Genomic DNA, 26,649 nt, shown 5'->3' with positions numbered 1-26,649 from the left:
TCATTCCTTTTGATATAAAAAAAATAAGGGGCGTGGAAAACGCTATAAAATAAAAATTACTGGAAAGTTGTTAAAAAGACCGAAGTGGGAATTCTTTGACGGTCTTACGTTAAAGAATCGACCTGCTTAGTAGAAATGTATTCTTATGTTGTGAAACTGATCACATTCGACAGTGGAAGTGAATTTGTCAAACAGTTTAAAAGCGGACTCATTGAAGACACTTTTGACTGCAAAATCTATTATGCCAATCCAAGTTCGCCATATGAACATGGATCTAATGAGAACAATAATGGATTACTCAGAAAATATTTTCCAAAGCCATCTAATTTTAAAAATATCTCTCAAAACAAAATCGATCAAGCTGTTCAAAGTATAAATTTACGACTAAGAAAATATTTTAAATGGAAATCACTGCAGCATAAGTCAAATTTAGAATAATCGAGAACTTTTTGCGGATAATCAAAGTAGTTTTATAGGAATCTAACAGATTGAGTCAAACAACAGTGATACTAAAATAATCAAATGCTACAGTTAATATGTATACTAGTTTATCGTATGTAACTTTGCTTAATGTATATTATGTAAACTAGAATAAAAAATTTCAAAGGAGACTAAAACAAGCCTCCTTTTACTGTATCTTCTATTATTAAACGACTTACTGTGAGTTTTCCTCCAGCATTTTAGAGATGTTTCCGTAACCGAGTTCATTAGCGTAATCTTTTGCTGATTTGCCATAGTTATCAACGATGTTTGGATCGGCGCCGTTTCTTAGTAATTCTGCCACGATGTCTTGATAAACTTGCGATCCGTCTCTTAATGCAACGGCTTCAATCAATGCTGTGTAGCCATAATCATTTTGATGATTGATATTTACTCGACCATCAGCCAGCAGCAACTTTACGTTAGCCAGATGACCTTTTTCAGCGGCTGGAATCAGCACGTTTCCGCCAAAACGGTTGGTAATTGATTGATCTGGCGTACTATGAGCTAGCATATAGGTTAAAATCTCGGTTCTGCCTTCAGCTCCTGCGTACAAATAAGGACTATCCTCGATAGTATCCTGTTTATTTACATTTGCTCCTGCGTCTATCAATTTCTTGGCTATCTCGATTTGATTATTATGGACCGCGATCATTAACGGTGTTTCATTTTTATCGTTCACTTCATCAATCGAATCTGTTTTTGCTTTTAAAATTGCGGCTACTTTTGCTGAATCGTTTGCTGAAACTGCTTGGAGTAAACTTCCTGGAGCTATATCCATTTTTTTATCCTCCTGTGATTGTTGTGTACTGGAAGATTCTTTTGCAGCACTCGTTTTGTCGGAAGCTTTAGAAATATTTTTTTCTGCAGTGGATTTTGAAGTGCCAGTCGCTTCCTTATTTGCTGAATTTGACTGACAGCCGCCTAAAATAAATAGAAATGCAATAATCGCGATTACTTTTTTCATACATTTCCCCCTGCTTACAACTCGCCAGTTAAAAATTGCGCTCGGCCAAAACCAAAGCTCCAGTCTTCATCTGAATTGACTGTCAGGTTAATCATTACATCTTCTGGTTTGATGCCAAGCTGGTCCTCTAATTCCTTCACTAACTGAGAATAAAAGTTTTGCTTTTCTTCGCTGGTACGTGGTCTTGTGGTTAGACTGAAAACGATCACTTGATCGGTTCGTTCAAAGCCTAAGCCTGTATCAAGAATCTGCATTTCGAATGGTTCGTGTTGATTGACTATTTGATAGCGATCGCCCTCTGGAGCATGAAAAGCCTCCAGCATTACTTGATAAGAAATATCCAGAATTTCTTTGATTTCATCTTCATTTCTTCCTTTGATCATATCGATTTTCATTAATGGCATCGGCATATCCTCCCTTTATTTCTGCATAGTATAACATCTATGAAACAATTCAGCCGACTTGAGAACTTCCGGTGAAAATAAAGTTATTCCAGACAGCGGCTCTGAATATTAAGAATTATTAATATTCAGATTAAAAACTTATCCGGATATTGGTATATCAGCGTTTCCAACATTGTTCAGTTTGACCTTCGCCTTAAAAACCGATAAACTATTGAAGAATATGGAAAATAAATCTAAGGAGCATGCAAATGTCTCATTTAAAAAAATATATTGATTTTACAAAAACACGAATTGGTTTTTTCAGTCTGCTGATTGGCTTACTTTGGCTGAAAAATATGTTTGCCTATGTTGTTGATTTTCATTTAAGCATTCAAAGTCCTATGCAATTATTCATTCTGATCATTAATCCTTTAAGCGTTTCGATGGTACTGCTCAGTCTTGCCCTGTTTATCAAGCGTTCAAAAGTTGCTTATACGACATTGTTTATCATTTATGCGTTATTAACGATTTGGCTCTTTTCGAATGCGGTCTATTATCGTGAGTTTACTGATTTTATTACGATCAATACGATGCTGGGTGCCGGCCAAGTCTCGACTGGCTTAGGTGAAAGTGCCGTTCGATTATTTCGCTTGTACGATGTCTTTTATATCATCGACCTGTTCTTGCTGCCTGCTTTATTAATCAAAAAGAAAATTCCGATGGATAAGAAATATCCGCGTTTCCGTCAAGCGGCGGCCCTCACTGCCCTTTCTCTTTTAATCGGCAGCGGAAATATTTTTCTGGCTGAGATTGATCGCTCTGGCTTATTGAGTCGGCAATTTTCTCGCGAATATTTAGTGAAATATCTAGGTGTGAATGCTTTTACGGTCTATGATGGTTATCAAACCTATCAGAACAACCAAATTCGAGCAGAAGCTAGTCCCAATGATCTCAAGGAAGTTGAAAGCTACGTTAAAGATCATTACGCGGAGCCAAATGATTCAATGTTCGGCATAGCAAAAGGCAAAAATGTTGTCTACATTCATTTGGAAAGTTTCCAACAGTTTTTGATCGATTACCAACTGACTGATGAAAACGGCGCGAACCATACTGTTACGCCATTTTTAAATAGCTTGTATCATGGTGAAAGCACTTATAGCTTCGATAATTTTTTCCATCAGGTCAAAGCCGGTAAAACCTCTGATGCGGAAACGTTGATGGAAAACTCATTATTTGGTTTGAATCAAGGGGCACTTTTCACTCAAATGGGTGATAAAAATACCTTTGAAGCAGCACCAAATATCTTGAAGCAAAAGGCGGATTACACGTCGGCAGTATTCCATGGTCATTCGGCTTCATTTTGGAATCGGGATAAAACTTACAAACACCTAGGGTTTGAGTATTTCTTCGATTCGTCTTATTACGACATCAATGATGATAATTCGTTCCAATACGGTATGCACGACAAACCATTCTTGAATCAATCTGTTCAATACTTGGAACATCTGCAGCAGCCTTTTTATGCGAAATTTATTACCGTTTCGAACCACTACCCTTATTCTCGTTTTAAAAATGAAGAAGATGGGTTCCCGTTAGCTAATACGAAGGATGAAACGATCAATGGCTATTTTGCTACAGCGAACTATTTAGATACTGCGTTAAAAGAGTTCTTTGATTACATGAAAGCCAGCGGTCTATATGACAATTCAATTTTTGTCTTATATGGTGACCATTACGGTATCTCGAATACGCGTAATAGAGAACTGGCACCGTTATTAGGAAAAGAATCGGATGCTTGGACAGATTATGACAACGCGCAATTACAGCGGGTCCCATTCATGATCCATGTACCTGGTGCAACAAATGGCGGCGTCAACCATACTTATGGTGGTCAAGTTGATGCGCTCCCTACTCTGCTGCATTTGCTGGGAATCGATTCGAAGAAATATCTGCAGCTGGGGCAAGATCTGTTCTCGCCGGAACATAAACAAGTTGTGGCCTTTAGAGATGGTGATTTCGTCACACCGCAATATACCTTCTACGGTGGCAAAATGTATGATAACCAAACAGCTGAGGTGATCACTGAACCAACGCCGGAGCAAGAACAAACCTTTATCGAACTGAATCAGGACGTCGATCAGCAATTGATCACCTCTGATAAAATCACTAACGGCGATTTGCTGAGATATTATCAGGATAGCGGCTTAGATTCGATTAATCCGAGTTCCTTTGATTATCGTGATCAAAAGGCGCGTTTAGAAGAAATCGAACGTCAAAAAGGCGCACAGTCTTCTAGTTTATACAGCGAGAATAATCAGAAATCAACGGTTGGCTTATATAAGACTAAAACCTATCAGCAATATGAATAAAACGAAACACCTCCAGTCGAAAAAACTGGAGGTGTTTTTTAGTCTTGTCTTCTTTGCAATGCTTCTTTTCTTAATTTGCGTTGCGCTTTTTTCGAGCCGCGATCAATATCTCGCCGCTCTTTTCGCGTCTGGAAGTCTTCAAACAGATTTTCTAACTCATAGTCCGCTGGATAAAGCTCGGTCGCCCGATATTCAAGCTTGATTCGGCGTTTAGGCACTTCGATAAACTCGTCTTCAAAGAACACCTTCACATTGTCAGTGAAAGGAATCTCCTGATAGATCAAGGCTGATTTCTGCTGTTCCAGCAAGAACACTTTGTCCCCTTTATAGTAAGTCATTTCAACAGCCGCTGTGGTCGGCTTCATCGTCCGCTTCTTAAAGCTCTTCTTTTCGAGGCTGTAATTGCGATCGGTAAAATAATTTTGGGCTTTAGTGATGATCTGATCAGAGATCGCCATCTTTTTCGCAATCCATAGGGCATTACTTTCACCAGTTTGACCAATCAGCAAGCGATATTTCGGTGTTAAATGTTCTGCGTCAAAGTCCATTGCCGCCGTGATGAAATCAGGATGCTGTTCAGCAAAGCGTTTGATTTCACCGTAATGGGTGGTCGTGATCAAAATACTGCCCTTTTGGTAAAATTCCTCCATGATGGCGATCGCCAAGGCCGCACCTTCATTTGGTTCAGTCCCGCTGCCTAATTCATCCAGAAGAATCAAACTATTTTTACGCGCCTGCCGAAGGATCTCAGAAATATTCTGCATATGTCCAGAAAAGGTACTTAGAGCATTCTCGATACTTTGCGCGTCTCCAATATCAACAAAAATCTGCTCGAAAATCGCGATCTCCGTTCCTTCTTTTGCCGGGATCTGCAAACCGATCATTGTCATCAGACTCATTAGTGCGACCGTTTTTAAGACGACCGTTTTCCCGCCGGCATTTGGACCGGTAATAGTTAATCCGCGATAATCTTCACCGATTGTCAAATCCAACGGTACTGCATGTTCAATCAAAGGGTGAGTCGCAGAGATTAAATGAATATAGCCGTCAGCGTTTATTTTCGGTGTGATCCCTTTTAATTCGCGACTAAATTTCCCCCGTGCAAAGATCTGATCAAATTCTGCGATGATCTCGATATTCTGCTGGATCAGCGGCAAGGCTTCTGCCAACAAGCCGGTCAAGGTTGCTAGAATTTGATAAACTTCGGCTTCTTCTACCATTTTGTGGTAGGTCAATTGCTCATTCCAACGGCTCACACTGCTAGGTTCGATATAGGCCGTCGTTCCTTTACTGGAAAGTTCAACGATCGTTCCTTTGATTTGTTTCTTATATGCCGCTTTGATAGGAACGGTAAAAATATCGTTGCGTTTAGTGATGATCGCTTCTTGCATTTTCTCTTTATTTTGACGAATAAATTTTTTCAGCAACTCTTGGATTTTGTCTTGAGTCTCCGCGATATCCCGACGCGCTCGCCGCAGTTCGCGACTAGCATCGTCAACTATTCTTCCATTTCGAATGACCTGATAAATTTCTTCTTCGATTTCATTGAAGTCGTTCAATCCTTGTCCGTAACGATTCAAAAGGGGTGCGATACTTTGATTTTTTTCAAAAAATTGCCGGATCAAACGCAAGCTGCGTAAAAAGTCCGCGTATTCCATCAGCTCTTGCGGTGTAAGCACAAAGCCTTTTTCGAGCTGGTTCGTTATATGTTCAATACTTTGCAGCCCCATAAAGGGTACATGGAGATTGCTATCAAGTAACTGCTTTGCTTCAGTCGTTTCCGTCAGCCGTTTTTCTACAACAGATAGTTTTGAATGAGGCTGAGTGTTTGCGATTCGTTTTTTCCCGAAGCTACTGATTGCGTAGCTGCTAAGTTGTTGTTTGATTTCATTAAATTGTGTTTTTGTAAATGTTTCGTTATTCATGGTCTCTTCCTTTCGTTATGAAAAGATACCTATCGAGGCCAGGGGAACTTAACAAAGGAGATAGTCGTCGCAGCTAGCTCATTAATAAACAGAAGCGACAAAAAAGCTGTGAAGATTCCTCTTCACAGCTTGAATTCTAATTCATCAGCTTTGATAGGTATCATCTAATTTGGCATGCGAAATAAACCTGTGTAAACAGTCATTTTTTCCGCTATCAAGTTACTCCAAATTAAATAACTACACTCACCAAGACACCTCATAATTTTTGTTAAGTTTCCTTATTGATAGTCTAACGTGACAGTTAATGTTTGTCAAATTGGACTATTAGTTTACGCCATTGCAGCCGGTACAGGCTTAGCACCATCATTGATGAAGTACACTTGGTACCATGTCAAGAAGGTATAGATCGTCCAGATTTTACGACGACCATCTGCGGTTCCAGCGAAGTTATCATCTAACAGCTTCACGATTTTGTCTTGATCAAAGAATTCTTTTACGAAGTCTTGTGTGAACACGTCGCGAACGATTTGATAATATTTTTCTTCACGCAACCAGTCTTTGATTGGAACTGGGAAGCCAAGTTTTTCACGGTTATACCATTCTTCTGGCAAATGACGTGCCGCAGCTTGGCGGAATGCGAATTTTGTATTTTCAGCATTAATCAAATATTTAGTTGGTACAATTTCAGAGACTTTCATCATTTCTTTGTCTAGTAAAGGTACGCGCACTTCTAATGAATTAGCCATTGCTAATTTATCAGCTTTCAATAAGATATCCTTTGGCATCCATTGGTGCATATCCAAGTATTGCATTTTCTTGATTTCAGACATATCCTGAACCTTTTCGTAATGAACATCAACAATATCCTTAATTGTTGGACTTTGTTGGTATTCAGGCTGCAGGTAATCAACCGCTTCGTCTTCTTCAAAAACTTTCGCTTGTCCGATAAAGAATTCTTCGGCTGGTGCCAATGATGTATACAAGTGCAAAGCACCTTTGAAGGTTTTACCCTTTAGTCCTTTAGCGATCGAGTAACGCATGCCTTTTGGTAATTTTTTCAAGCCTTCAGCAACAACTTTGACTGCTTTTGACTTCGTGTTCATCCCGTAAGCTTGGTAGCCGGCAAATAATTCGTCTGCACCTTCTCCACTCAGCGCAACCCGCACGTCACGGCTAGCTAGCTCTGTTAAGAAATATAACGGCACACATGAAGGATTTGAATCAGGTTCATCCAAATGATATTGGATCAACGGGAAGTATTCAAAGGCTTCATCTCCCGTAACCACGCGAGATGTATTATTCAGATCGATCAAATCTGCCAATTTCTTTGCTTCGATCGATTCATTGTATGTTTTATCGCCAAAGCCGATTGAATAAGAATGCTCTGGGCGTAAAACAGCCGTAACATAGCTTGAATCCACACCAGATGACAAGAATGAACCAACCTCAACATCGGCAATTCGGTGAGCTTCGACCGATTTCAAGACTGTATCATCAATCAAATCAACAGTTTCTTCAAGCGTCATATTGGTTTCTTGTTCTTTTACATCCCAATACTGTTGGATATCTAGTTTGCCATCTTTATAGATAAAGTAATGGCCTTCTTTGATGCGATAAACATTTTTAAAGAAGGTTTCATCCAATGCTGAATACTGGAACGTCATATATGGTTTCAAGGCTTCTTTATTCAACTCTTTAACAAAGTTTGGATGCTGCAGGAAGCTCTTGATTTCAGAACCGTACATAAATGTACCATTCATCATCGTGTAATAAAGCGGCTTGATCCCAAAATGGTCGCGCGCGCCGAATAATTCTTGTTTTTCTGTATCCCAAATAACAAAAGCAAACATTCCGCGAATTTTTTGCAGCAAATCAATGCCGTATTCTTCGTAGCCATGCAATAACACTTCAGTGTCAGCGTGAGTCGTAAAAATGTGGCCTTTGGCGATCAAGTCTTCACGAATGCTTTGATAATTATAAATTTCTCCATTAAAGGTAATAATTTTTGTTCCATCTTCGTTTTTGATAGGCTGTGTACCGCCCTCAAGGTCAATGATGCTCAAACGACGAAAACCTATAGCGGCACCCCCGTCGATAAATTGTCCCGCACTATTTGGTCCGCGGTGAACAATCGTATCCATCATATTTTTAACAATTTGCTCTTTTTGCGTTGTATTTGAACGATCAATAAATCCTACAATTCCACACACAATCTCTACCCTCTTTCAAACATGGTAAACTGATACTCTTTCATATCAACTTTCAAAGTATATCATAGGATTTACGGACTTTCACGAGTGAACGTGATTTCCTAGAAAAAAAGGCAAAAAAATTAATATTTTCCAAAGAGATATACTTAATTTATCGGCGAAGTTTCTGCTTCCAAAAACAAAAAAAGCGCTACACCAAAAAATGGCGCAACGCTCGTTGTTTCATTATTGTTCGTCAGTGATCGTCAACGGTACTAAGAAGGGGTAGCTGCCAAAGAATTCGATCAATGATTTATTTTTACGATCAGTATTTAATTTCAGGCTGCTGGTTTGATCTTCGGTATTTTGCTTGATCGTCACCGTTTGATTCCCATCCAACGCGACTAAATAACTATTTTCATCAACCTTTTTGAAATCATAATTTTCATTATCCATCGTTGTGATGAAAATTTTATCTAAAACTTCAATCGGTGTCTTATGAGTAAGATCTACTGATAGGTCTAACGGTTGGCTATTATCTAAAAGATTCTCATCAAAGTCGAAGCCTAAATCCTTCATATGAGCCATAACATCATTCATCTCACGGCTGAACATTGAATTCTGCCCACTCGTATAAATATGTTTGTTGTAGCAATCCTTCAATAAAGTCAATACCGCATCGTTTAAAACAGTGACTTTCATTATTTCAGGATAAACTTCCATCAGCTTAATCTTCTCGCTGCGGAATTTCCCATCAGATGTCGGCATCATAAAACTAAAATTGATTTCGTTGGTACTAGTCAGCCGATAAGAAAGGTTGAAATGTTTACTTTCCCATGTCGAAAATTCATTGGTCGAAAGATGCAGATCATGGTTTTGCAGAGGCTTGATCAGCTCAAAGGTGAAATATTCTAATAACGCACCTTTTGCGATTGCCGAGGCAGTCATTGATTCTTCAACAAAAATTTTCTTGAAGTAATCCAACAATGATGGGAAATCAGACTCCATCAAAATCTTTCTAAATTTCAGATCAGCGATTTCTTTTTCTGCATCGTCGATCAACCTTAACAAGTCTTGATAATTTTCTTCCCGATTATCATAATAGTTTATCGCCGAATCGCTGACAGGCTTCGATTGAGGCACTGATTGAAAGGCTTCAGTGGATTCTTCCGTCGTTTCATCGGGGTGAAGAATCTCTTTTTCACGAATATTTAAGCCTGGTTCTTCCGAATCGACCAAAGTATCATAGATTTGATTGATTTTATTCTTTTCTTCAGTCATTATTCCGCCCCCCTATTTAAGAAATCCTTGATAAAAATCTCAAGTGCGGCATCCATTTCCTCTAAACCGCCAAAGCGTTTTTTGATCAAGCGCAATTCTTTTATTGCGATTGCCTGTTCTAATGAAAGATTGGCAATGCGATTCGCCAATTCAATTTTTTGTGATTCGCCTGATAACTGATCGCCGACAAAAGGTGTCCATTGACTACGCTGCTGCTTCAATTCCTTCAGCTTGTCATCGATTACTTCGATTTCTTCTTCGATCTTCTTGCGGTTCATAAAGCTTTTAGTCTCTTCTAAATCTGCTTTAAGCTTTTCTTGATGAGCGATTTTGCCGTTAAGCTCACGCAATTCCGACTGAGCAGCAATCGTCTTTGCATCAAAGTCATCCTGCTGATTTTGCAGCTCCGCCAGTTGTTCCTTATAGCCGTCCTTCATGGCTTTTTCCCATTGCTCACGAATTTCGGGTAATATTTTTATAGTAGGCTGTGTTGCATCCACCTGTAAGACCGCGCGATCTCGATAATAGCTGCCGATCTGATAATTGATTAAAATGGGTGAAACAACGTCACGCATGATCATAAATGGGAACGTCCTTTGTATTTCTTGATCCAACTTACTTGTCAAGAAATTATCAATCTCATGATTCGCATTGCTGGATTGCTGGATCGAAGCTGGCAATTCATTCCAGTAGATTTGGTAAACATCGCCCATTCGCTCTGCTTTCATTGCCTCTTCCAACCGTCTGATCTGTCCCATCAACCCACCTAACACACCGGAAGCAGATTCTTTCACTGAATCAAATGATGTTTCAGTTTGAAGTTCTTCCTTTTTTTCTGGAGTCTCCATTTAAGACCCTCCTTTATTTTTTTGATTAATTATATAATAAATATTACCATAATTATTCTTGATCCAATCCCACAAAGCAAATTATCTAATTTTTTGCTTTAGAATTGGAACCCACTTCTCTATTTTACCCTAGCAAGGCCCTAATGATAAGCATAAACTGTTGAGGAAAGTAAAAAAAGATTGTGTCAATCTTAAAAAATGACACAATCTTTTTTAATTATTTTGATGATCCGCTGAAGAAATCTTTGATTTGTTGCCATAGATTTGCGAAGAACCCTTGATTCTCTTCTAATGTTCCTTTGAGGGAATCACCGAATTTACCAAGCTGATCAGAGACCTTATTGACGGTTCCTTTAAAATCACTGCTGATTTTATCAAGCTGTTCGATCGATTCTTTGTCTAATACACCATCAGTCGTTTGATATTTTTCTGCTAAAGCAACTAATTGATTGATATCGTCCTTCGTAACATATTGTGATAAATTATTTTTTTCCAAGGCATCATTAACAATTTTTTCAACATCTTCTTTCGTTGCTAGTTCGCCTTGTTTTTCTTTAAGTTCTGCCAACTCTTTTTTTATGTCAACCAATGTTTGGTTTAACTGCGCCTTATAGGCTTCATCGGCTTTTTCTTTTTCACTGTCAGACAAGTTCTGATTTTGACTTTGCTCATTGGCCTTATTTACGACTGATTGCGAAACATCCGAGGTCGTATCCAATTCCGTTTGAGCCAATTGCGCCCGTTCTGGATCAACCGTTTCACCATTTGATTCAAAGGCCTTATAGACACCAGTCAAAGCGCTCTCGCCTGTTACTTTCACAACACTGGCAACTTTGACGGTTGCATCAGTAATACCTGCGGTAACTAATGGGTTCTTATATTGATCCGCGGTAATCTGGGTAATATTTTCCGGCGTCAATATTTTCACATTGATCCCTTTTCCTTGATCTTCGCGGTTCACCATGACAGAGCTCAGCATCACACTGTCGTCTCCGCTGCCATAACCCAAATATTTAACTAAATCTGCGCCAGTCGCTGTTTCCATTTTAACGCTGTCTTGATTGATTCCAAGCTTATTCATAGTTTCATCTAACTGCTGCTGGTTTAATCCTGCCCCAGCGACAAAAGTTGGTTTGCCCCAACGTTCATTGATGACACCATCCCCTGCCTGAACTTTTGTTTGATTGATTAGGCCAGCACCTAGTGAAAGACCTAAGCCTGCTAGTAAAATATATTTATGAAGTTTCATCTGATTGCCTCCCGTATCTTAATACTCATATTTTAGCTGATTTATGCATTTTTGCTTACTCATACCCCTTCTCTTTAAACAATTATTTACTAAGCTAAGAATCTCTTAACTATTTTCTCGGTCTTAAGTTGGAGGTAATGTCTGATTTTCTATGTTTTTTATCAAAAAAGACTTCTCAGCCTACTTTGCTGAGAAGTCTTTAAAGATCAATCTTCTTTGGTTGTAAAATGAATCTTATCTTGGTCATCACGTTCCAAGTACGTCGTTTCCTTTAAATAGCTGAAATGTAATTCTTTGATACTAGAATCCTCCAGCATTTTTTCGTAGCCTTCAAAAATTGCTCGAATGTAATGTTTGTATGCTCTTTTTTTTCGTTGTCGCTTGTTCATAAAACACCGTCCTTCTTGGATATCTTACCAAGCATCAGCTTTTCAGACAAGTATTTTATTGATAGGTTTGATTCAAATAGGTCAATAAATCTTTCGAAAGTTCCGTCGCAGAAGTTCCCTCTGGTTTATTTTCCAAAAATTCAACGACTGAATAATTTTGTTTTTCTGAATCAAAAGCATACAAGAAACTGTTCTCTTGTCCCTTTTCATCTTGCTTTTGTTTGATCTCCGCAGTACCAGTTTTTGCGGCCAATGGAGTATTTAATGCAGCTAAACTATGTGCTGTCCCATTTTCATCGCTGACAACTGCCTGCATATCATTAGTGATCGTCTCAGCAGAGCTTGCTTTGACCACATCTTTTTCGTTTTTGGTTTCTTTATCGGCAATCAATTTAGGATAGACCATCGTGCCTTTATTTGGAAAGACAGAATATGCCGTGATTTGTTGAATTGGATTTAACAGTAACTGTCCTTGTCCATATCCAGTATCTGCTAATAAAATTTCAGAATCAAAACTGTCTTTACTTGAAATCTGGGCCTTTTCCATCGCGATCGGCAAATCTAAGTCTTTGCCAAAAATGAATTTGTTTAAGCCTGCTCGGAAGTTTTTTTCTCCCATCTTCAAGGTTTCTTGCGCCATGTAGATATTATCCGAGTAAACTAAAGCTGTTCTTAAATTGACAGGACTAACATCTGAGACACGAGTTACCTGATAAGAGCCCCAAGAACTGTCCTTTTGCCATTTCAGTCCATTGATCGCTAATTCTTCGTTTGGATTCAAAGTACCCGCGTCCAAGCCAATCGCTGCAGTAATTGTTTTAAAGGTCGAGCCGGGTGCATACCCAGTAGCAAAACGACTCATAAATGGTTGATTGCTGTCGTTGCTATAAGCATCGTAATCAGTTTGACTGATTCCATTGGTCATTTTGTTGGGATCAAAACTAGGTGAACTAGCTGCAACTAATAAATCTCCCGTTTTCGGAGCCATCACAACACTTGAACCCGCCTGACCATTCAAGCCATTATAAGCAATCTGCTGCGCACGGCTGTCGATCGTCAATTTAACATTTTCGCCATCTTTTTTCTCGATTTTTTGTAAGACTTTCTTCTCATTGCCTTTACTATCTGTGATCGCCAATGATCCGCCGTCTTTTCCTCGCAGTTGTTTATCTAAAGCCATCTCTAAACCGCTTCGGCCAATCAAACTGTTACTGGCCAGATCATTGTTTTTCTTCAGATCTTCTGCTGTGACTTTACCAACATACCCGATTAATTGAGCAGCTGCTTCTTTTAATGGATAGGTTCGCCCAGTTGTTTCTTTGACTTCCAAACCATCAGGAGTTTCTGCTGGTGCCTCTGCTGTGGTTTTCAAAGGAACAAAGAAATCATCCTGAACCCATCCTTGCGCTAAGGCCGTTTCCACATCTTTAGCAGTAATATCCAAACTTTTTGCGATCGCATCGATTTTGGCTGTACGATCTTCTCCCGTACCAAGATTTTGGGGGATGACACCTGATTGATAGACTGTTCCATTGGTTGCAAGACCTTGCCCGCTGCGATCTAATATCTCGCCCCGTGTAGCTGGATCGACAGAATAGTTAATTTTGTCTTTGCCAGACATACCAGGGAAAATCAAATTCGGCTTCCAATTAATTTCTTTGCCGCCATCAGCCAAAGTACCAGAATATTTTTGATTCTTTAATTGACCAAAACCGGTATTTACGGATAATTCGTAAGAAAAGTGGTAGTCGTCTCCCTCTTTATCCACCGCTAGATTCTTCATCTTGATATTCGAGGCGCTAATACCTGAAAAGATCGACTGATATTTTTCAGCGACTTGTTTTTTAGTATAGCCATTTGACTTGATCGAATCAGCATTCAAGCTTTTAGTCATTTCTTGATATTTGCCCTTTTGCAGACTCTTAACAAATGTTTGTACCGTTTCTTCTGCTTGCTTCTTAACTTGGCTCGCTTGATATGCGCGTACACCGAAAAAGCCTGCAATGAGCACAATGATTACACCGATAATAATAATCGGGAGTTTATTCGTTCCTTTTTTATTACGTGTACTTCTTTCCATATAAGGGTCCCCTCCCTAGCATCTTTCGTCCTCTTTCTTTATACTATAAAAAAGGACGTGTTGACTATGAATCATTGTTACTTATTCATTGGTCCGAGCGGTTCTGGAAAAACCAGCTTGGCCGAAAAAGCCTTTACTACTGAACAAAAGATTATTTCTTATACGACGCGTGCCCCTCGTGAAGGTGAAGAACACGGGCGTGATTACTACTTTGTATCGAAGAAAGAATTCAAGCAGATGGTCAATCACGATCAATTTGCTGAATATGATGTTTATGACGAACATTTTTATGGTATTGCCAAGGCGACCTTGCGCGATGCTTTAGCTGCTGGTGACTGTTACGATCCAATCACGACGACAGGCTTTGTTAACTTGCATCGTATCTTTGGTGATCAGATGGTTCCAATCTGGATCAATATTTCTAAAGAAACGATGATCGCCAGACTAGAAAAGCGAGCCACTTCAGAAAACTTGGATCGGCGCTTGGCCATTTTTCAAGAAGATCAAGAGAGCTTGGCCCGTTTGAAAAAATATCCAAATCTGATCGAAATCGATGCCGAAACTTCTTTAGATGAGATGCTGCGTCAATTACGTCAAGCTTTGAATTAACTGAAAGGCTTTGCGTTCGCCATGTTCAAATGGAAAATGGACCATACCGCAATAAGTAAAACCGCATTTTTCGATAAGGCTAAGCATAGGCTGATTGGCAGGGTATGTATCAATTCGGATATCTTCATAGCCTAAAGCTTGAGCCTGCTTGACTGCCAACGTCAATAAATTTTTACCTAACCCGATTCCGCGATGCTTTTGACTAACCGCGACATGATGCAAAGAAACATAAGGTCCTTCACCTTGCCAATTGCCTTCAATAGCTTCATAGACAGGATCGTTTTCAGCGATTAAGGCGATCGTTCCAACGACCTCATCTTCTAAAGTCAGCACATAGCTGGCTTTTTTTTGTATATCTTCACGAATCACTCCTTCATGGGGTTCGTGTCCATCTTGCCATTGCGGCGAACCTTGCTCCTTCAAATATTGTTTCGCTTCATTGATAATAATTCCAATTGCTGGTATATCCGCTATTGTACTTGGACGGAAAATAAATGTTGGTTCATTTTGTTCGCTGGTTTTGGCTTCGTCACCAAATGAAAGAATTGCTTCCGCATCTTTCTTTCCTAGAATTCCGCCTAAAACCTCTCCCATTTGTTTGGCCTGTCTAACAATAAAATCTTCATCTTCATATCCCATTTTTCTTCCATCCTCTCTGCCAATGATCGCCTTGCTCTAAAAAAGCGCCAATCAATTCTAAATGATGCGCCAGTGTCCATTTCTTGATTGTTCCTAAACCTGGAAATTTTTTTGTTTCCCGGTAATGCAGTAATTCCTCTAAACCAAGCGTCAGCAATAGCTGATCTTGATTACGGGAATACCAGTCAGCTAATTTATCCAGTGCTTCGAAAAATTTACCACCTTGGTCTTGGGCATTCTCATTACTATCTGACACGAAATGTTTGACTCTTAAATTAAGATACGCATCAAAATAGCTAATGTGAATGGCGATCGCACGACTAGGTCCGCCTTTATCAAAATAACGGCTGCCTTCAATAGTATAGTCACTGAACCCCAATGAATCCGGCTCCAAAAAAAGGTGTTCGTCGCTATAAAAATCATCCGCCTTTTCACCGTAATTGGCAACATTTTTTTTCGCTTGAAAAGCTTCTCTGAGTAAAATTTTATTTGGTACATCTAAAATTCTAAATCTTCCTTGATCCGGAATAACCGATACAGCCTCGTTTTTAATCGCAAGCTGAGACTTCTTCCGCGGTGAATGAGCATTAAACAAATACAATTCCGCTTCAAAAGGATTTTCTTGAGTCACGATTTCCGCCTTTTTAACACTTGAAGCTTCTCTTAATGTCCACTCAAAGCGCTTGTCCACAAAAAGCTTCGCGGTCCCAACTTGCGGATTCATGATTAAATAACAAATCATATCGTTTCTATCAAACAGCTCAATCGTCTTTTTTAATGTAGGTGAATCACGAACTGGTTGAATAATTGGACGAATGTTTTTTGACCAGCGCTCTTCTTTGATCAAAGTGTTAATCGCTAATAGATCAAATTGCTTCCCTCGTAAATATGGATAATACATCGAATCACTCCAATGGTTCAGTCGGACGACGACGAACCTGTCTTTGTTGACGTAAAAACTCGTAATCCTGTTCTAATGCCCGAAGCTCTTCTTCCAGACTCTCAATTCGAGCGGACTGAACATCTTCAATAAATCGTTGATAATAGTTATTCTCCTGCAGGTGATCCTTTTCGTCCAGACGCCGTCGCAATTCTTTATAAAGCTGTTCAGTTGAGAAAAAGCTCGTACCATATGACATTCTCTTAGCTTTTTGAACTTCTCGAAATAAAGAAGCCATAAATCGCTGAGTCAAGGCTGTTTCTGCCACGAGCAACTCTCTTCTTAAAGGCTTTTTGGCTATGAAGAAGGTGCCATCAGCGGGTAAATCCTCAGCCTGCGTATATGGCCGATATATTAAAACGCCGATTTCATTTGGTATATCGTCTTGAACCTTTTTATAAAGCTCCTCCGTTAATACGAAATAATTGTAATGACCGATAAAAGATAGCTTTGCCTTAGAATAGAAATCTGCTTTTGTAACCTTTAGTTCATAGCAGCGCCATTCCGTAGCATTTGGCTTAAAGAAGCAAGCCAACGTATCAACGATTCCTTGTTCGTCTGGCATCGTTACCTCTTCGACTACGATACCGCCGAGTTCCAAACAATAATAATACAAAGCCTTTTCGATTTCTTGGGTTAATGTTGTTTTCATAATCTCACCATGGGAACGTATTTTCGTAAACTTTAGCATATCTGCATGAAAAAAAACAGAGGCTACCCTCTGTTTTAAATAAAATATGAAAGATCGCTCGCTGGACTTGGGTAAGCAAAAATATATTTTTCAACTTCCTCATGAGTCATTTTTTTCGTTAGAGCGATCAAAAGATAATTGATAACTTCATCTGCTAATTGACTTAAACAAGTAACCGCAACGATTTTATTCTCTTCATCATAAACAATTTTGATTTTGGCACCTTGATCATTGATTCGATGATAGGTGTACCAGCTAGATAAATCCGTGGTTTTTGAATGATATTTTTCCGAATGAGCCGCAAGCTCTCTTTCGCTTAATCCAATGCGAGCCAAACGCTGATCCCCGAAAACGATCGTTGGAATCAATGGATACTCGATCGCTTCGTTATCACCATCCATTGCATTGACGACATAGCCTGCTTCAAAGCCAGCCACAGGAGTTAGTTTTGGCTGACTCTTTGCCAACACATCGCCGCAGGCAAAAATATTTTGCTGCGAGGTACGTAAATAATCATCAACTTTAATTCCTTTGTTATCATAGTCGACACCAGCCTTTGCTAACTCCAAGCCTTCGACATTCGGAATTCGACCAGTTGCTCCAATAACCATGTCAGCTACTAATTCAAAATTCTCACCAGTAATGCGATAATTTGGATGCAGCAACTCTACCGCTTTTGTATCAACATTAAAATGAAACTCAATACCGGCGGATTTCATGTGTTCGACTAAATCCGTCACCAACTCTTGATCAAATTCCTTTAACGGACGATCATTATGATGAATGATATGCACCTCAGAACCAGCAGCATTAGCGATCACAGCTAATTCAAATGCGATATAGCCGGCACCAATAAAGACGATTGTTTTCGGCAAATGTTCCAAAGCAAGAAAATCTGTACTGCTTTGCAGCAGGTCTTGTCCTTCAATTGATAAGACAGCAGGGCGCTGACCAGTCGCTAGCAAAAATTGATCCGCCTCTAAACTTTGATCGTCAATAATAATATGGTTGGCATCGATAAAACTTGCTTGACCTTGATAACGATCAATCTCTGCAGCGTCCAATCCATCCTTGGTATTTTGTGGAACACTATCTGTATAACTTTTCTTAAAGGTCATCAAATCTTCCCAAACGAGCTTTGGTGTTTGTTCAAAGCCTTTGCCGATCATGGTTTCGATCCGCTTTTGCGCCTCTACGCCGCTCATCAGCATTTTTTTGGGATCACAGCCGCGGTTTGGACAGGTGCCGCCCCACAGATCCGATTCGATAATCGCTACAGTTTTTCCTTTTTCTTTTAAAGCATAGGCAGCGGAGTTTCCAGCTGGACCGCTGCCGATCACGATAACATCATATTTTTCCATTATTAACCCTCCTGACTTAAAAAGCGGAAGACGTCGCTTCGATTGATTGATGCGATCGGTTTGCCATCACGTTTAAGGATAAACGCATCCTGTTCGGCTAGTAAATCAAAGACTTCGCTTAAACTAGTATCCATCGACAAACTTGGTAATGCAGCATCTGCCGTTTCCGCACTTTGGTAAAAACCGCCGTTATATAAAGTCTCTAAAGTTTGTGTATAAACTTCATCTGTTGTTTCATCGAAAAATTCCTCAACAAATTGATTGGCAGGATTTTTTTGAATCTCCTCAGGTGTGTCGCACTGGATCAATTTTCCTTCGTGCATCACAGCAATTCGGCTGCCGATCTTCATCGCTTCCTTCATATTATGCGTTACGAAAATAATCGTATTGCCTAATTTCTGATGTAATTCCAACACGAGATCTTGCAAACTAGCCCGTGAAATGGGATCGAGCGCACTAAATGGTTCATCCATCAAGACAATATCTGGTTCTGATGCCAACGCTCGAATAATCCCGATCCGCTGCTGCTGTCCGCCGGATAATTCACTAGGCATTCGATCTCTAAATTGTTCAGGGTCCATATCCACTTCCTGCAATAACTCATCCACTCGTTTATTGCGTTGTTCCTTATTCCATCCAAGCATTTCAGGAATTACTTCGATATTCTCTTTGACGCTCATGGTTGGGAATAAAGCGATCTGCTGCAGGACATAACCAATCTGCCAACGCAGTTTTTGAATGTTATAGTCTTTGATCCGTTTTTCTTTAAAGTATAGGTTGCCGTCTGTTGGTTCGATCAATCCATTAATCATTTTTAAGGACGTCGTTTTTCCGCTTCCAGAAGGTCCAACCAGAACAAAAATCTCCCCTTTTTTAACTGAGAAATTTAAATCCTTCAAGACAACATTGCCTTCGAATTCTTTACTCACATCTTTAAATTCAATAATTGATTCCATCTATTTCTCCTCCCCAATGATTTTTTCTTTCACTAAGAAGTCATGAGCAACTTTCGCCGGTTGTTCTTTTTTCACGTTGACCTGATAATTCATTTCGATCATTTGGTCTTCCGTGATTTTTCCAGCTAAACGATTTAAAGCTTTAACAACTTTCGGATGTTTCTCCGCAAACTCTTTCTTCATTAAAGGTGCTCCTTGATATGGCGGGAAGAGATGCTGATCATCTTCTAGTGTCATCAGCTCATACTGTTTGATCTCGCTATCTGTAGAATAGGCATCGATCACATCGACATCACCTGTATTGATCGCTTGGTAGCGCAGCGCGGGTTCCATACTTTGAACCGAACCTAATTTCACACCATATTTATCTTGAATTCCGCGATAACCATCTTGGCGATCGATAAATTCTAACGTAAAGCCGGCTTTTAATTGATCTTGCTGTGCTTGAAGCTGAGAAATCTTGCTGATTCCCCGTTTTCCTGCTTCGCTTTTCTTCATAGCTAAAGCATAGGTATTTTCATAATCCATCGGTTTCAATAAACGCATATCGAATTGCGAATCCAGCAGCTTGTTCGCTTCTTGATATGTTTTTTCTGGCGATAGATCATCTGGTGTACTTTTTGGAACCTTGACTAAACTTTCCAAAACTGTTCCGGTAAATTCAGGATAAATATCGATCTGGTCATTCTTCACTGCACTGAATAAGAAACTTGTTTTTCCGAAGTTCGGCTTCAGTTCTACATTGATCGAGGAATCCTCATCCTTGATCACTTCTTTATACATATTAATCAAGATATCCGGTTCTGACCCAAGCTTCCCAGCGATCGTCACCGTTTCCGTTCCAATCGGATTGTTCTGTGCGAAGAAAATTCCGCCGATACTTAAAAAGATCACAGCTAGTGTAATCAAAGTTACTTTTCCGCTGCGATTTTGCAAGAAGCGGATCAACGTACTAAAAATAATAGCAAGTAACGCTGAACTGATGGCGCCGATCAATGTCAAATTTGGATCATTTCGGTCGATCCCGAGTAAAATAAATGTCCCTAATCCGCCGGCACCGATTAGTGCTGCCAATGTAGCAGTCCCAATAATCAAAACGAGGGCTGTACGGACCCCAGAAATAATCACGGGCATTGCCATCGGCAGTTCGACACGCATTAGTTTTCGCATCCGTGACATCCCGAATGCATCGGCCGCTTCTTCGATCGACGGATCAATCTCTGATAAACCGATATAAGTATTTTGGAAAATCGGCAATAACGCATAAACCACTAGGGCTATTAATGCTGGCACCGTTCCAATACCCACAAAGGGAATTAATAATCCCAGCAAAGCTAGAGATGGAATAGTCTGCAAAATACTCGTAATTTGCAAAACAACCTCTGCTAATTTTTTTCGCTGGCTCAACAAAATCGCCAACGGAATCGCGATCACTACCGCAATTAATAACGCACTCAAAGAAATCGCTAAATGTTCAAAGATCGCTGATAAGAGATCGTCTTTTCTTTCACTAAAAGTATTCATTAATTCATTCATAAAATATCCTTTCAAAATTATGACTTGTTCTCAGTATAACTTAATCAAAAAGGGAGACAAAAATATTGGCTCGGATAAAAAGTAGTATAATGACAAGTGACTCCTAATAAAGAAAGCAGGAAAAAGATGAAAACAATGGATGATTTAAAAGAAATTCAGCTTACTAAACAAGAGAAAACTTATTCTTATTTGAATTCTCATCATTATAATTGGTTCAAAGCAATCGATTTAAATTTATTAAACAGCGACGGGTTCACTAACTATTTCTTGCGGATCAAGCAAAATGAACCGGCTATTTTTGAAACGCTGCAGGAAAGAGTTTTAAATGCAACGATCATTAGCTTCCAGAAGGAACTGTCTGATACAGACAGTTTCGTATTAGTAACTGCGGCTTGGGCGAATGGCTTCGTTCCTGAAAAATCCGCAGCCGCGATGAAAGACTTCGATCGGTATTTGACGAATTATACGATGCAAAAAGATCCGTTAATCGGCATCAATCAAATGAATGCAGATTTCAATCAAGTATTAATGCAGCATTTGCCAAAAGTACGACGCCAAGACTTGCGGCTGATCGCTCGTCTGCTCTTACTAAAGGAAGCTTCAGCAGATGCTGCTTCCGAAGAGCTGAATACTCTGAATGCACCTACCAGAAAACGAACCCAAGAAATGTTGGAGCTATTTCAAAATCTTTAAAGAAAAAAGAAACGACTTTTTTTGGTCGTTTCTTTTTTTCTTACTGCTCAGTCGAAGTTACCATGACATGCCACTGCTTTAAATCATATCGATAAAGGCCGCCTTGAAACACAGGGTCCGCATCTGAGATAGCTTTGGCCTCTGCCAGATTTTCCGCCTCAAAAATCACCATCGCCCCATCAATTTCTTCAGTCGTCATGTCACCGAAAACACCAGCTGTCAAATACCGTTTCGCCGATAACTTTTTCAAATACTCTGCGGATTCTATTGCGACTTGCTCGGTCACCTCATCTGCTCCAACTTTGTAATCAATCCTAACAAACAACATACTTCCTTCTTTCATTTTTTATCCCCTCCTATAACAAATAATTGTTTTCTTTATTCGCTGCCTGCAAACGATAAAGCTCATAAGTCGCGTAACCTGCGACCACTAATGGTTCTTGTTTACACATGGCTTCTGCCTCTTCATAACTTTTCGCCTTGAGAATAAACATTCCCGCCATGCCCGGATACCCTTTGAACGCACCGGCAAGTTCAATACTGCCCTCAGCATCTAGTTTACGCAAATTTCCGACATGCTCGATCACTCCGGCTTTATTTAGTTTGCGATACTCTTTAGTTTTCTTGATCATCATGACATATAACCATTCCTCCATGATATTCCTCCTAATCATATTTTTCTACGATATTCAACGCACGTCTCTTCAACTCTTTTCGAGCTTCCTCCGGTTCGAGTATTTCCATGTAGGGACCAAACGAAAGCAAGCGATGATAGGTCCATTCGTTCAATGGATATTCAACCGTTACTAAAAAAGTTCCATCTGGATTTTGCTCGACCTGATGCTCATGAAACTCATCGAATAAGCGAAAGGCCATCTCTGGGGAAAATCGCAGCTTAAATGTCGTAAAAACCATAGTATAAGCAGATTCGTCCAACGAATAATCCTTCGGCAATGTTCGTTCAAAGTTTTCGTTCATGACATTGATTCTTTTCATACGCGACAGACGGAAAACTCTGATCGCTTGATTGCGATGACAATAGCCCACGATGTACCAAGCATGGGATTTGAAAATCAAGCGCAGCGGATCAACGGTTCTTATTGAGTGCTGCAATTCTGAGTTGAAATATTCGAAGGTCAACACATACTTTTGAGTAATCGCTCTTCGTAATTCTGCAATCGTGATTTTTTCATCATCCTTGCTTCCCCAATAGCTGAAGTCAACCTCCAGCCAATCCTCTGACAACGGATGATCAAACAATGCACCGATCTTGTTCAGCGCTTGATCTGCATCCGGATAATTTGATGCCTGAAGAATTTGCAATCCTTGATAGACCTGTACTTGTTCTTCACTCGTCAAAAAAGATTTGTTCAAGGCGTATCCATCCATCAGTGAAATACCGCCGCCAGATCCTTTTTTCGACATTATGGGAATACCTGACAAAGTGAGAGTCGTAATATCACGATAAATCGTCCGGGTCGAAACGTTGAAGTACTCCGCCAATTCTTTTGCCGTGACCTGTTTATGGCTGACAATGTAAAAAATCATCCTCACCAACCGTTCGATCTGCATAAAATTCCTTCCTTTCAATAAAACTATAACAAGGGTAATGCGACAATAAGCTGTCATATTAAAAAAAGAAAACAGAGATAAAACATTTTTTATGCTCTACCTCTGTTTTTAAGACAATCTAGTAATTTCTCGCTCAATCAATGCAAGGGAAAGCTTCAAGGCCTTTACCCGTTCTTTTGACAAAGTAATTTGTGATTTCATGTTTCGTCCAGCAGATTGTTTTTCTTCTAATGAAATGATCGCCTGCTCGACTTTGTGCAGCGTCGAAGCTAATGACTTCTTTGCGGCCAAATAATCAGTTAACTCATAGTTTTCCAAGCTGACACGCTCCTTTATTTAATTATAGCAAAAAAAGTCTCCCCCTAAAGAAAGAGGAGACAAAATCTCTTGTTAAATTAGCGAATCCCTAAAGCAATCCGTGCATAACGACTCATCTTATCGGTCGTCCATGCTGGATATCAAAAATTAATCCAGTCTTTTGTTTTACAAAAAACCTTGGACAAGCAGGAATTCTTACTTTCAGACAAATATGCTGATTTAGCAATGTTTTAAGTAACATTTTCTTCTCTTTTTTTAAATATAACTCAAGTATTTTGCTTCAGCAATGATAAAAATTTGGCTTGGAGTGCTGAGTTATTGAGTCAAAAACTACTCATTTTGTCTGTAGTCCAGCTAAATGTTTGTATATTTTGTCAAAGTATTTATTCTTTTAAAGCTAGATTAAAAAATAACAGTCGGACTTAAAAATCATAAGCTTTTCTTTCAAACCTATCATTACACTCTCAATCCTCCTTTTTCAAATATTGATGTGGATTATTATTCTTCTAACTGTCTGATGACATCATATCCCAACTGCCTCTGGTTTTTCTTATTACCATTTGAATTCATAATATCTACTCCAATAATCTGTGCTATAGTTCTTAAAATAGTTTTTGACGGAGATATTAATGAATCTTTTTTATAGACCTCAATCTTTCCACTTTCCAATCTAACAATTTTGCAGTCCTCAAATTCAGCAACATTTAGAATATGCTCTTCCTTGGGCTTCTCTTGTTCATTTAAAACTATTTTACTCATTGAAATTCTTACGGATGTATCTTGAATGGTCATTATTTTTTTCGCTTCATCAATTGACGCATCATAAATTATCTTGACAGTAATCTCTTCAACATCAACGAAAACTATGATAACTCTATCAACATAATCTAAAGTATTACTGTTGAAATTAACTTGTCCTTTTAGCTTTGTCCTTGCTTTTACACTGATTCGTTCATTTTTCTCAGAGACCACATCATATCCTTTTTGATTAGTATTTTCGGCCATTTGTCCATTTACCATGATAGCTGTATATATTTCACCAATTCTGCCAGTGATAAACTTTAATTCACCACTATTTGTTCCCCAATCTCTTTCTTGTTCTAACCAATCTAATAATTTACTTAATGAATGAATTAAGTCCTTTTGTGTAATACTCAAGAAACCACCTACTTTAAAGTAATAAATCACTACTTCCATTTTAATGATAAAAAGAGTAGAAAACAATCCGCTCTTTCATTTTACTTATATTCAAAACATTTTATTAGCTTAAATAACTTATCTGCTATGTCCATAAAAATTTATTTTGATTCATTCACTTCTTCCTGCTCACTAGAAAAATCCTCTAAGTATAATAATTGGTGGTCAATATATTCTTGAATTCTAACTACAATATTCTTATCCAAGCCCTCTATCAAATGCGCGATATCTTCAATCGTTTGAACTCGCTTCATGGTTAATCCACCTTCTTTATATTGGAATTGATTAATCACATGATACCAAAATCTTAACGCTTCTCCGAACTTATGATCTGTTTTTATTTAGAATAATAACGTAGATTATTCGCAAAGTTCATTGTAGTAAACAACTTTATGAGATAAATATAGGGATTAGTTTTCTTCTATTAAGTGCTGCTCGTCGGGTGTGGAATCAAAATCTATTTGATTTAGGATATGCAAAAGTTTGGCACATTTTTCTATATCATCTTTAAGAAAATATGGATGATTTTTTATCTAGCATCTCTCCTACTCCTTAGTCTTTTTTTCTATAAGATACGTCAATTTTCCTATTTGTTTTTCTTTAGTAGCTTTTGAGAAAGTAACCCATCCACTCGTGAAAACGGGTGGCTTTTTAACACCTCTAGAAGAGGTCCCCACTCACCACTCCATAAATGGAGCTTTCTAAAAGACCGCCAACCGCTCGACTCTCACTTCTTTCGTTTATCTGTTGCTTTTTAAAGGGATCGACGTATTCTCGTTTACTTATACTATCCCGAATACGATCATCTGATTCCTGTTCTCTTATATATTTTGCGATCGTTTTCTGGTTCAATCCTACTGTACTTACGTAATATCCTTTTGACCAGAAACTTTTATTCCCATATTTATAGACTAAGTTTCCATGCTGTTCATGGATCAGAGTAGCGCTTCTTCCTTTTAAGAATCCCATGAAAGTTGAAATGCTTATTTTCGGTGGAATTCTTACTAACATATGGATGTGATCTGGCATTGCATGCGCCTCGATGATTTCTACTTCTTTCATCTCACAGAGCTTACGTAAAATCCTTCCAATGTCTTTTCTCAATTCCCCATAAATTACTTTCCTTCTATATTTTGGAGTGAGCACGATGTGATACTTACAATTGATGGCATAGAAAAAACTCCTTTCGATAAAATGAGCGGTTAGTAGCCACTTATTAGTATATCGAAATGAGTTTTTAACGCTAAAGCTATTTCGTCCACGCGTAAAAACGCGCGGTTTTCTTGTTTCTCTCGCTGGTGCGAGCGAAACCGACTGAAGTCGTTAATAAAATAAGACCTCTAACCAGAGGTCTTATAGTGGTTGTGCTTTAATTGTTTCACAATCTCCTTGATTATCCTCTTATCATCTAATGCTATCTGTATCGTTTTAAAAAATCTGTAATTTGGAACATTTAGATACTCCCAGTGGTGCTTTAGCATATATCTACATATAATTCTTATATTTTTTTGCACAAATGGATTGTCTAAATTAATAACCTCATTAAATATCAAATCACAATAAAAAATTATCGTTTTAGTCATACTATCGAAATTATAATCAGCGTTAGGTAAATTTTCTTCGTGAAAAAAATTCCTCGTAGCTCTATCTCCTTGGCTTCTCAACCACTCACTGAAATAAAGCGTACCAAGTAACTTCAAAATGATGTAAGTAAAAATCATGAATAGTACTGATTCGATGATGCCATAATCATTTGAAAGAAAATATGAAAATACCCCTATAGAAACACCAAATTTAACTGTTAAAGAAACTATTAAATCAAAACAAGTTTTAAATATTGAGTGGGTACGACCTTTAGAATCGAGTCTTAAAGTGGTTCTCAAAGTATATACATCTTTTAACGGGTTTGTCAACTAAACTGTGGAAGTTAATTAATTAAGTTTTCTAGTAAATAGCCTCTCACAGTATTTTTAAGCA

At 38.8% G+C, this 26,649-nt stretch carries 27 protein-coding genes and 1 pseudogene; 4 read left to right on the top strand and 24 right to left on the bottom strand.

Annotation, left to right across the window (positions count from 1 at the left end; genetic code table 11):
• The first annotated feature begins 135 nt into the window (after positions 1 to 135).
• Entirely contained in the window at positions 136 to 438 is a 303-nt protein-coding gene (locus tag FFR60_RS22925) for an IS30 family transposase (RefSeq protein ID WP_249354974.1), read from the top strand.
• Positions 439 to 655: 217 nt separating this feature from the next.
• Here the strand turns inward: FFR60_RS22925 and FFR60_RS08950 are convergent, their stop codons facing one another.
• Both FFR60_RS08950 and FFR60_RS08945 read right to left on the bottom strand, forming a co-directional pair.
• Positions 656 to 1,447 (bottom strand): ankyrin repeat domain-containing protein, encoded by a 792-nt coding sequence (locus tag FFR60_RS08950; protein ID WP_171004903.1) that lies wholly within the window; start codon positions 1,445 to 1,447, stop codon positions 656 to 658.
• A 14-nt stretch (positions 1,448 to 1,461) separates the two neighbouring features.
• Positions 1,462 to 1,851: a tautomerase family protein gene (locus FFR60_RS08945; protein ID WP_137663878.1), complete on the bottom strand. Its 390-nt coding sequence runs from the start codon at positions 1,849 to 1,851 to the stop codon at positions 1,462 to 1,464.
• A 248-nt stretch (positions 1,852 to 2,099) separates the two neighbouring features.
• Here FFR60_RS08945 and FFR60_RS08940 point away from each other — a divergent pair, with 248 nt between their 5' ends.
• The gene (locus tag FFR60_RS08940) at positions 2,100 to 4,199 is read left to right on the top strand and encodes an LTA synthase family protein (protein WP_137663877.1); all 2,100 of its coding nucleotides are present in this window, start codon (positions 2,100 to 2,102) and stop codon (positions 4,197 to 4,199) included.
• A gap of 38 nt (positions 4,200 to 4,237) precedes the next feature.
• Here the strand turns inward: FFR60_RS08940 and FFR60_RS08935 are convergent, their stop codons facing one another.
• The 7 genes from FFR60_RS08935 to pbp4 all read right to left on the bottom strand — a co-directional run bounded on the left by FFR60_RS08935 (position 4,238) and on the right by pbp4 (position 14,160).
• Positions 4,238 to 6,124, bottom strand: coding sequence for an endonuclease MutS2 (locus FFR60_RS08935; RefSeq protein WP_137663876.1), 1,887 nt, complete (start codon positions 6,122 to 6,124; stop codon positions 4,238 to 4,240).
• Positions 6,125 to 6,453: 329 nt separating this feature from the next.
• Positions 6,454 to 8,334: an asparagine synthase (glutamine-hydrolyzing) gene (gene asnB, locus FFR60_RS08930; RefSeq protein WP_137663875.1), complete on the bottom strand. Its 1,881-nt coding sequence runs from the start codon at positions 8,332 to 8,334 to the stop codon at positions 6,454 to 6,456.
• A gap of 225 nt (positions 8,335 to 8,559) precedes the next feature.
• Complete coding sequence (locus FFR60_RS08925) at positions 8,560 to 9,594, bottom strand: hypothetical protein (RefSeq protein WP_137663874.1); 1,035 nt, start codon at positions 9,592 to 9,594, stop codon at positions 8,560 to 8,562.
• On the bottom strand, positions 9,594 to 10,442 hold the full coding sequence (locus FFR60_RS08920) for a hypothetical protein (RefSeq protein ID WP_088932606.1): 849 nt from the start codon (positions 10,440 to 10,442) through the stop codon (positions 9,594 to 9,596). The genes FFR60_RS08925 and FFR60_RS08920 overlap by 1 nt, the downstream gene beginning before the upstream one ends.
• Before the next feature lie 217 nt (positions 10,443 to 10,659).
• Positions 10,660 to 11,691, bottom strand: a complete 1,032-nt coding sequence (locus FFR60_RS08915) for a DUF1002 domain-containing protein (RefSeq protein ID WP_137663873.1) — start codon at positions 11,689 to 11,691, stop codon at positions 10,660 to 10,662.
• Between the two features lie 206 nt (positions 11,692 to 11,897).
• On the bottom strand, positions 11,898 to 12,080 hold the full coding sequence (locus FFR60_RS08910) for a hypothetical protein (protein ID WP_088932608.1): 183 nt from the start codon (positions 12,078 to 12,080) through the stop codon (positions 11,898 to 11,900).
• Positions 12,081 to 12,135: 55 nt separating this feature from the next.
• Positions 12,136 to 14,160 (bottom strand): penicillin-binding protein PBP4(5), encoded by a 2,025-nt coding sequence (pbp4, locus tag FFR60_RS08905; RefSeq protein WP_137663872.1) that lies wholly within the window; start codon positions 14,158 to 14,160, stop codon positions 12,136 to 12,138.
• Positions 14,161 to 14,226: 66 nt separating this feature from the next.
• Between pbp4 and FFR60_RS08900 the strand changes: the two genes are divergently transcribed.
• A complete protein-coding gene (locus tag FFR60_RS08900) occupies positions 14,227 to 14,769 on the top strand; it encodes a guanylate kinase (protein ID WP_137663871.1) in 543 nt (180 codons plus the stop codon).
• On the opposite strand, the gene FFR60_RS08895 is transcribed toward FFR60_RS08900, so the two are convergent.
• The 6 genes from FFR60_RS08895 to FFR60_RS08870 all read right to left on the bottom strand — a co-directional run bounded on the left by FFR60_RS08895 (position 14,749) and on the right by FFR60_RS08870 (position 20,892).
• Positions 14,749 to 15,408 (bottom strand): GNAT family N-acetyltransferase, encoded by a 660-nt coding sequence (locus tag FFR60_RS08895; RefSeq protein ID WP_137663870.1) that lies wholly within the window; start codon positions 15,406 to 15,408, stop codon positions 14,749 to 14,751. The two genes, FFR60_RS08900 and FFR60_RS08895, sit on opposite strands and share 21 nt — an antisense overlap.
• Entirely contained in the window at positions 15,398 to 16,309 is a 912-nt protein-coding gene (locus tag FFR60_RS08890; protein WP_137663869.1) for a sce7725 family protein, read from the bottom strand. The genes FFR60_RS08895 and FFR60_RS08890 overlap by 11 nt, the downstream gene beginning before the upstream one ends.
• A 4-nt stretch (positions 16,310 to 16,313) precedes the next feature.
• The gene (locus tag FFR60_RS08885; RefSeq protein WP_137663868.1) at positions 16,314 to 17,000 is read right to left on the bottom strand and encodes a hypothetical protein; all 687 of its coding nucleotides are present in this window, start codon (positions 16,998 to 17,000) and stop codon (positions 16,314 to 16,316) included.
• Between the two features lie 74 nt (positions 17,001 to 17,074).
• Entirely contained in the window at positions 17,075 to 18,400 is a 1,326-nt protein-coding gene (locus tag FFR60_RS08880) for a dihydrolipoyl dehydrogenase family protein (RefSeq protein WP_137663867.1), read from the bottom strand.
• 2 nt (positions 18,401 to 18,402) lie between these two features.
• The gene (locus FFR60_RS08875; RefSeq protein ID WP_137663866.1) at positions 18,403 to 19,356 is read right to left on the bottom strand and encodes an ABC transporter ATP-binding protein; all 954 of its coding nucleotides are present in this window, start codon (positions 19,354 to 19,356) and stop codon (positions 18,403 to 18,405) included.
• Positions 19,357 to 20,892, bottom strand: coding sequence for an ABC transporter permease/substrate-binding protein (locus FFR60_RS08870; RefSeq protein WP_137663865.1), 1,536 nt, complete (start codon positions 20,890 to 20,892; stop codon positions 19,357 to 19,359). It abuts the gene before it with no gap.
• A 126-nt stretch (positions 20,893 to 21,018) separates the two neighbouring features.
• Here FFR60_RS08870 and FFR60_RS08865 point away from each other — a divergent pair, with 126 nt between their 5' ends.
• Positions 21,019 to 21,585, top strand: a complete 567-nt coding sequence (locus FFR60_RS08865) for a hypothetical protein (RefSeq protein WP_137663864.1) — start codon at positions 21,019 to 21,021, stop codon at positions 21,583 to 21,585.
• A gap of 40 nt (positions 21,586 to 21,625) precedes the next feature.
• Here the strand turns inward: FFR60_RS08865 and FFR60_RS08860 are convergent, their stop codons facing one another.
• The 9 genes and pseudogenes from FFR60_RS08860 to FFR60_RS08825 form a co-directional block, all read right to left on the bottom strand.
• The gene (locus tag FFR60_RS08860; RefSeq protein ID WP_137663863.1) at positions 21,626 to 21,928 is read right to left on the bottom strand and encodes a YciI family protein; all 303 of its coding nucleotides are present in this window, start codon (positions 21,926 to 21,928) and stop codon (positions 21,626 to 21,628) included.
• A gap of 13 nt (positions 21,929 to 21,941) precedes the next feature.
• Positions 21,942 to 22,241, bottom strand: a complete 300-nt coding sequence (locus FFR60_RS08855; RefSeq protein ID WP_137663862.1) for a YciI family protein — start codon at positions 22,239 to 22,241, stop codon at positions 21,942 to 21,944.
• A gap of 10 nt (positions 22,242 to 22,251) precedes the next feature.
• A complete protein-coding gene (locus FFR60_RS08850; RefSeq protein ID WP_137663861.1) occupies positions 22,252 to 23,157 on the bottom strand; it encodes a helix-turn-helix transcriptional regulator in 906 nt (301 codons plus the stop codon).
• Between the two features lie 108 nt (positions 23,158 to 23,265).
• The gene (locus FFR60_RS08845; protein ID WP_137663860.1) at positions 23,266 to 23,475 is read right to left on the bottom strand and encodes a hypothetical protein; all 210 of its coding nucleotides are present in this window, start codon (positions 23,473 to 23,475) and stop codon (positions 23,266 to 23,268) included.
• Between the two features lie 77 nt (positions 23,476 to 23,552).
• A pseudogene (locus FFR60_RS23230) lies at positions 23,553 to 23,615 on the bottom strand (metal-sulfur cluster assembly factor); the annotation flags it as partial.
• A gap of 358 nt (positions 23,616 to 23,973) precedes the next feature.
• On the bottom strand, positions 23,974 to 24,633 hold the full coding sequence (locus FFR60_RS08840; protein ID WP_137663859.1) for a DUF6998 domain-containing protein: 660 nt from the start codon (positions 24,631 to 24,633) through the stop codon (positions 23,974 to 23,976).
• Positions 24,634 to 24,773: 140 nt separating this feature from the next.
• Entirely contained in the window at positions 24,774 to 24,926 is a 153-nt protein-coding gene (locus FFR60_RS08835; protein WP_171004902.1) for a hypothetical protein, read from the bottom strand.
• 406 nt (positions 24,927 to 25,332) lie between these two features.
• Positions 25,333 to 25,863, bottom strand: a complete 531-nt coding sequence (tnpA, locus tag FFR60_RS08830) for an IS200/IS605 family transposase (protein WP_249354979.1) — start codon at positions 25,861 to 25,863, stop codon at positions 25,333 to 25,335.
• 149 nt (positions 25,864 to 26,012) lie between these two features.
• Positions 26,013 to 26,555, bottom strand: coding sequence for a hypothetical protein (locus FFR60_RS08825; protein WP_137663858.1), 543 nt, complete (start codon positions 26,553 to 26,555; stop codon positions 26,013 to 26,015).
• Positions 26,556 to 26,649: the final 94 nt, after the last annotated feature.

It is taken from the genome of Enterococcus hulanensis, from assembly GCF_005405485.1.
In the GTDB taxonomy this organism is placed as follows: Bacteria; Bacillota; Bacilli; order Lactobacillales; family Enterococcaceae; genus Enterococcus_A; species Enterococcus_A hulanensis.
This window is presented reverse-complemented; position numbering and strand designations above follow the sequence as displayed.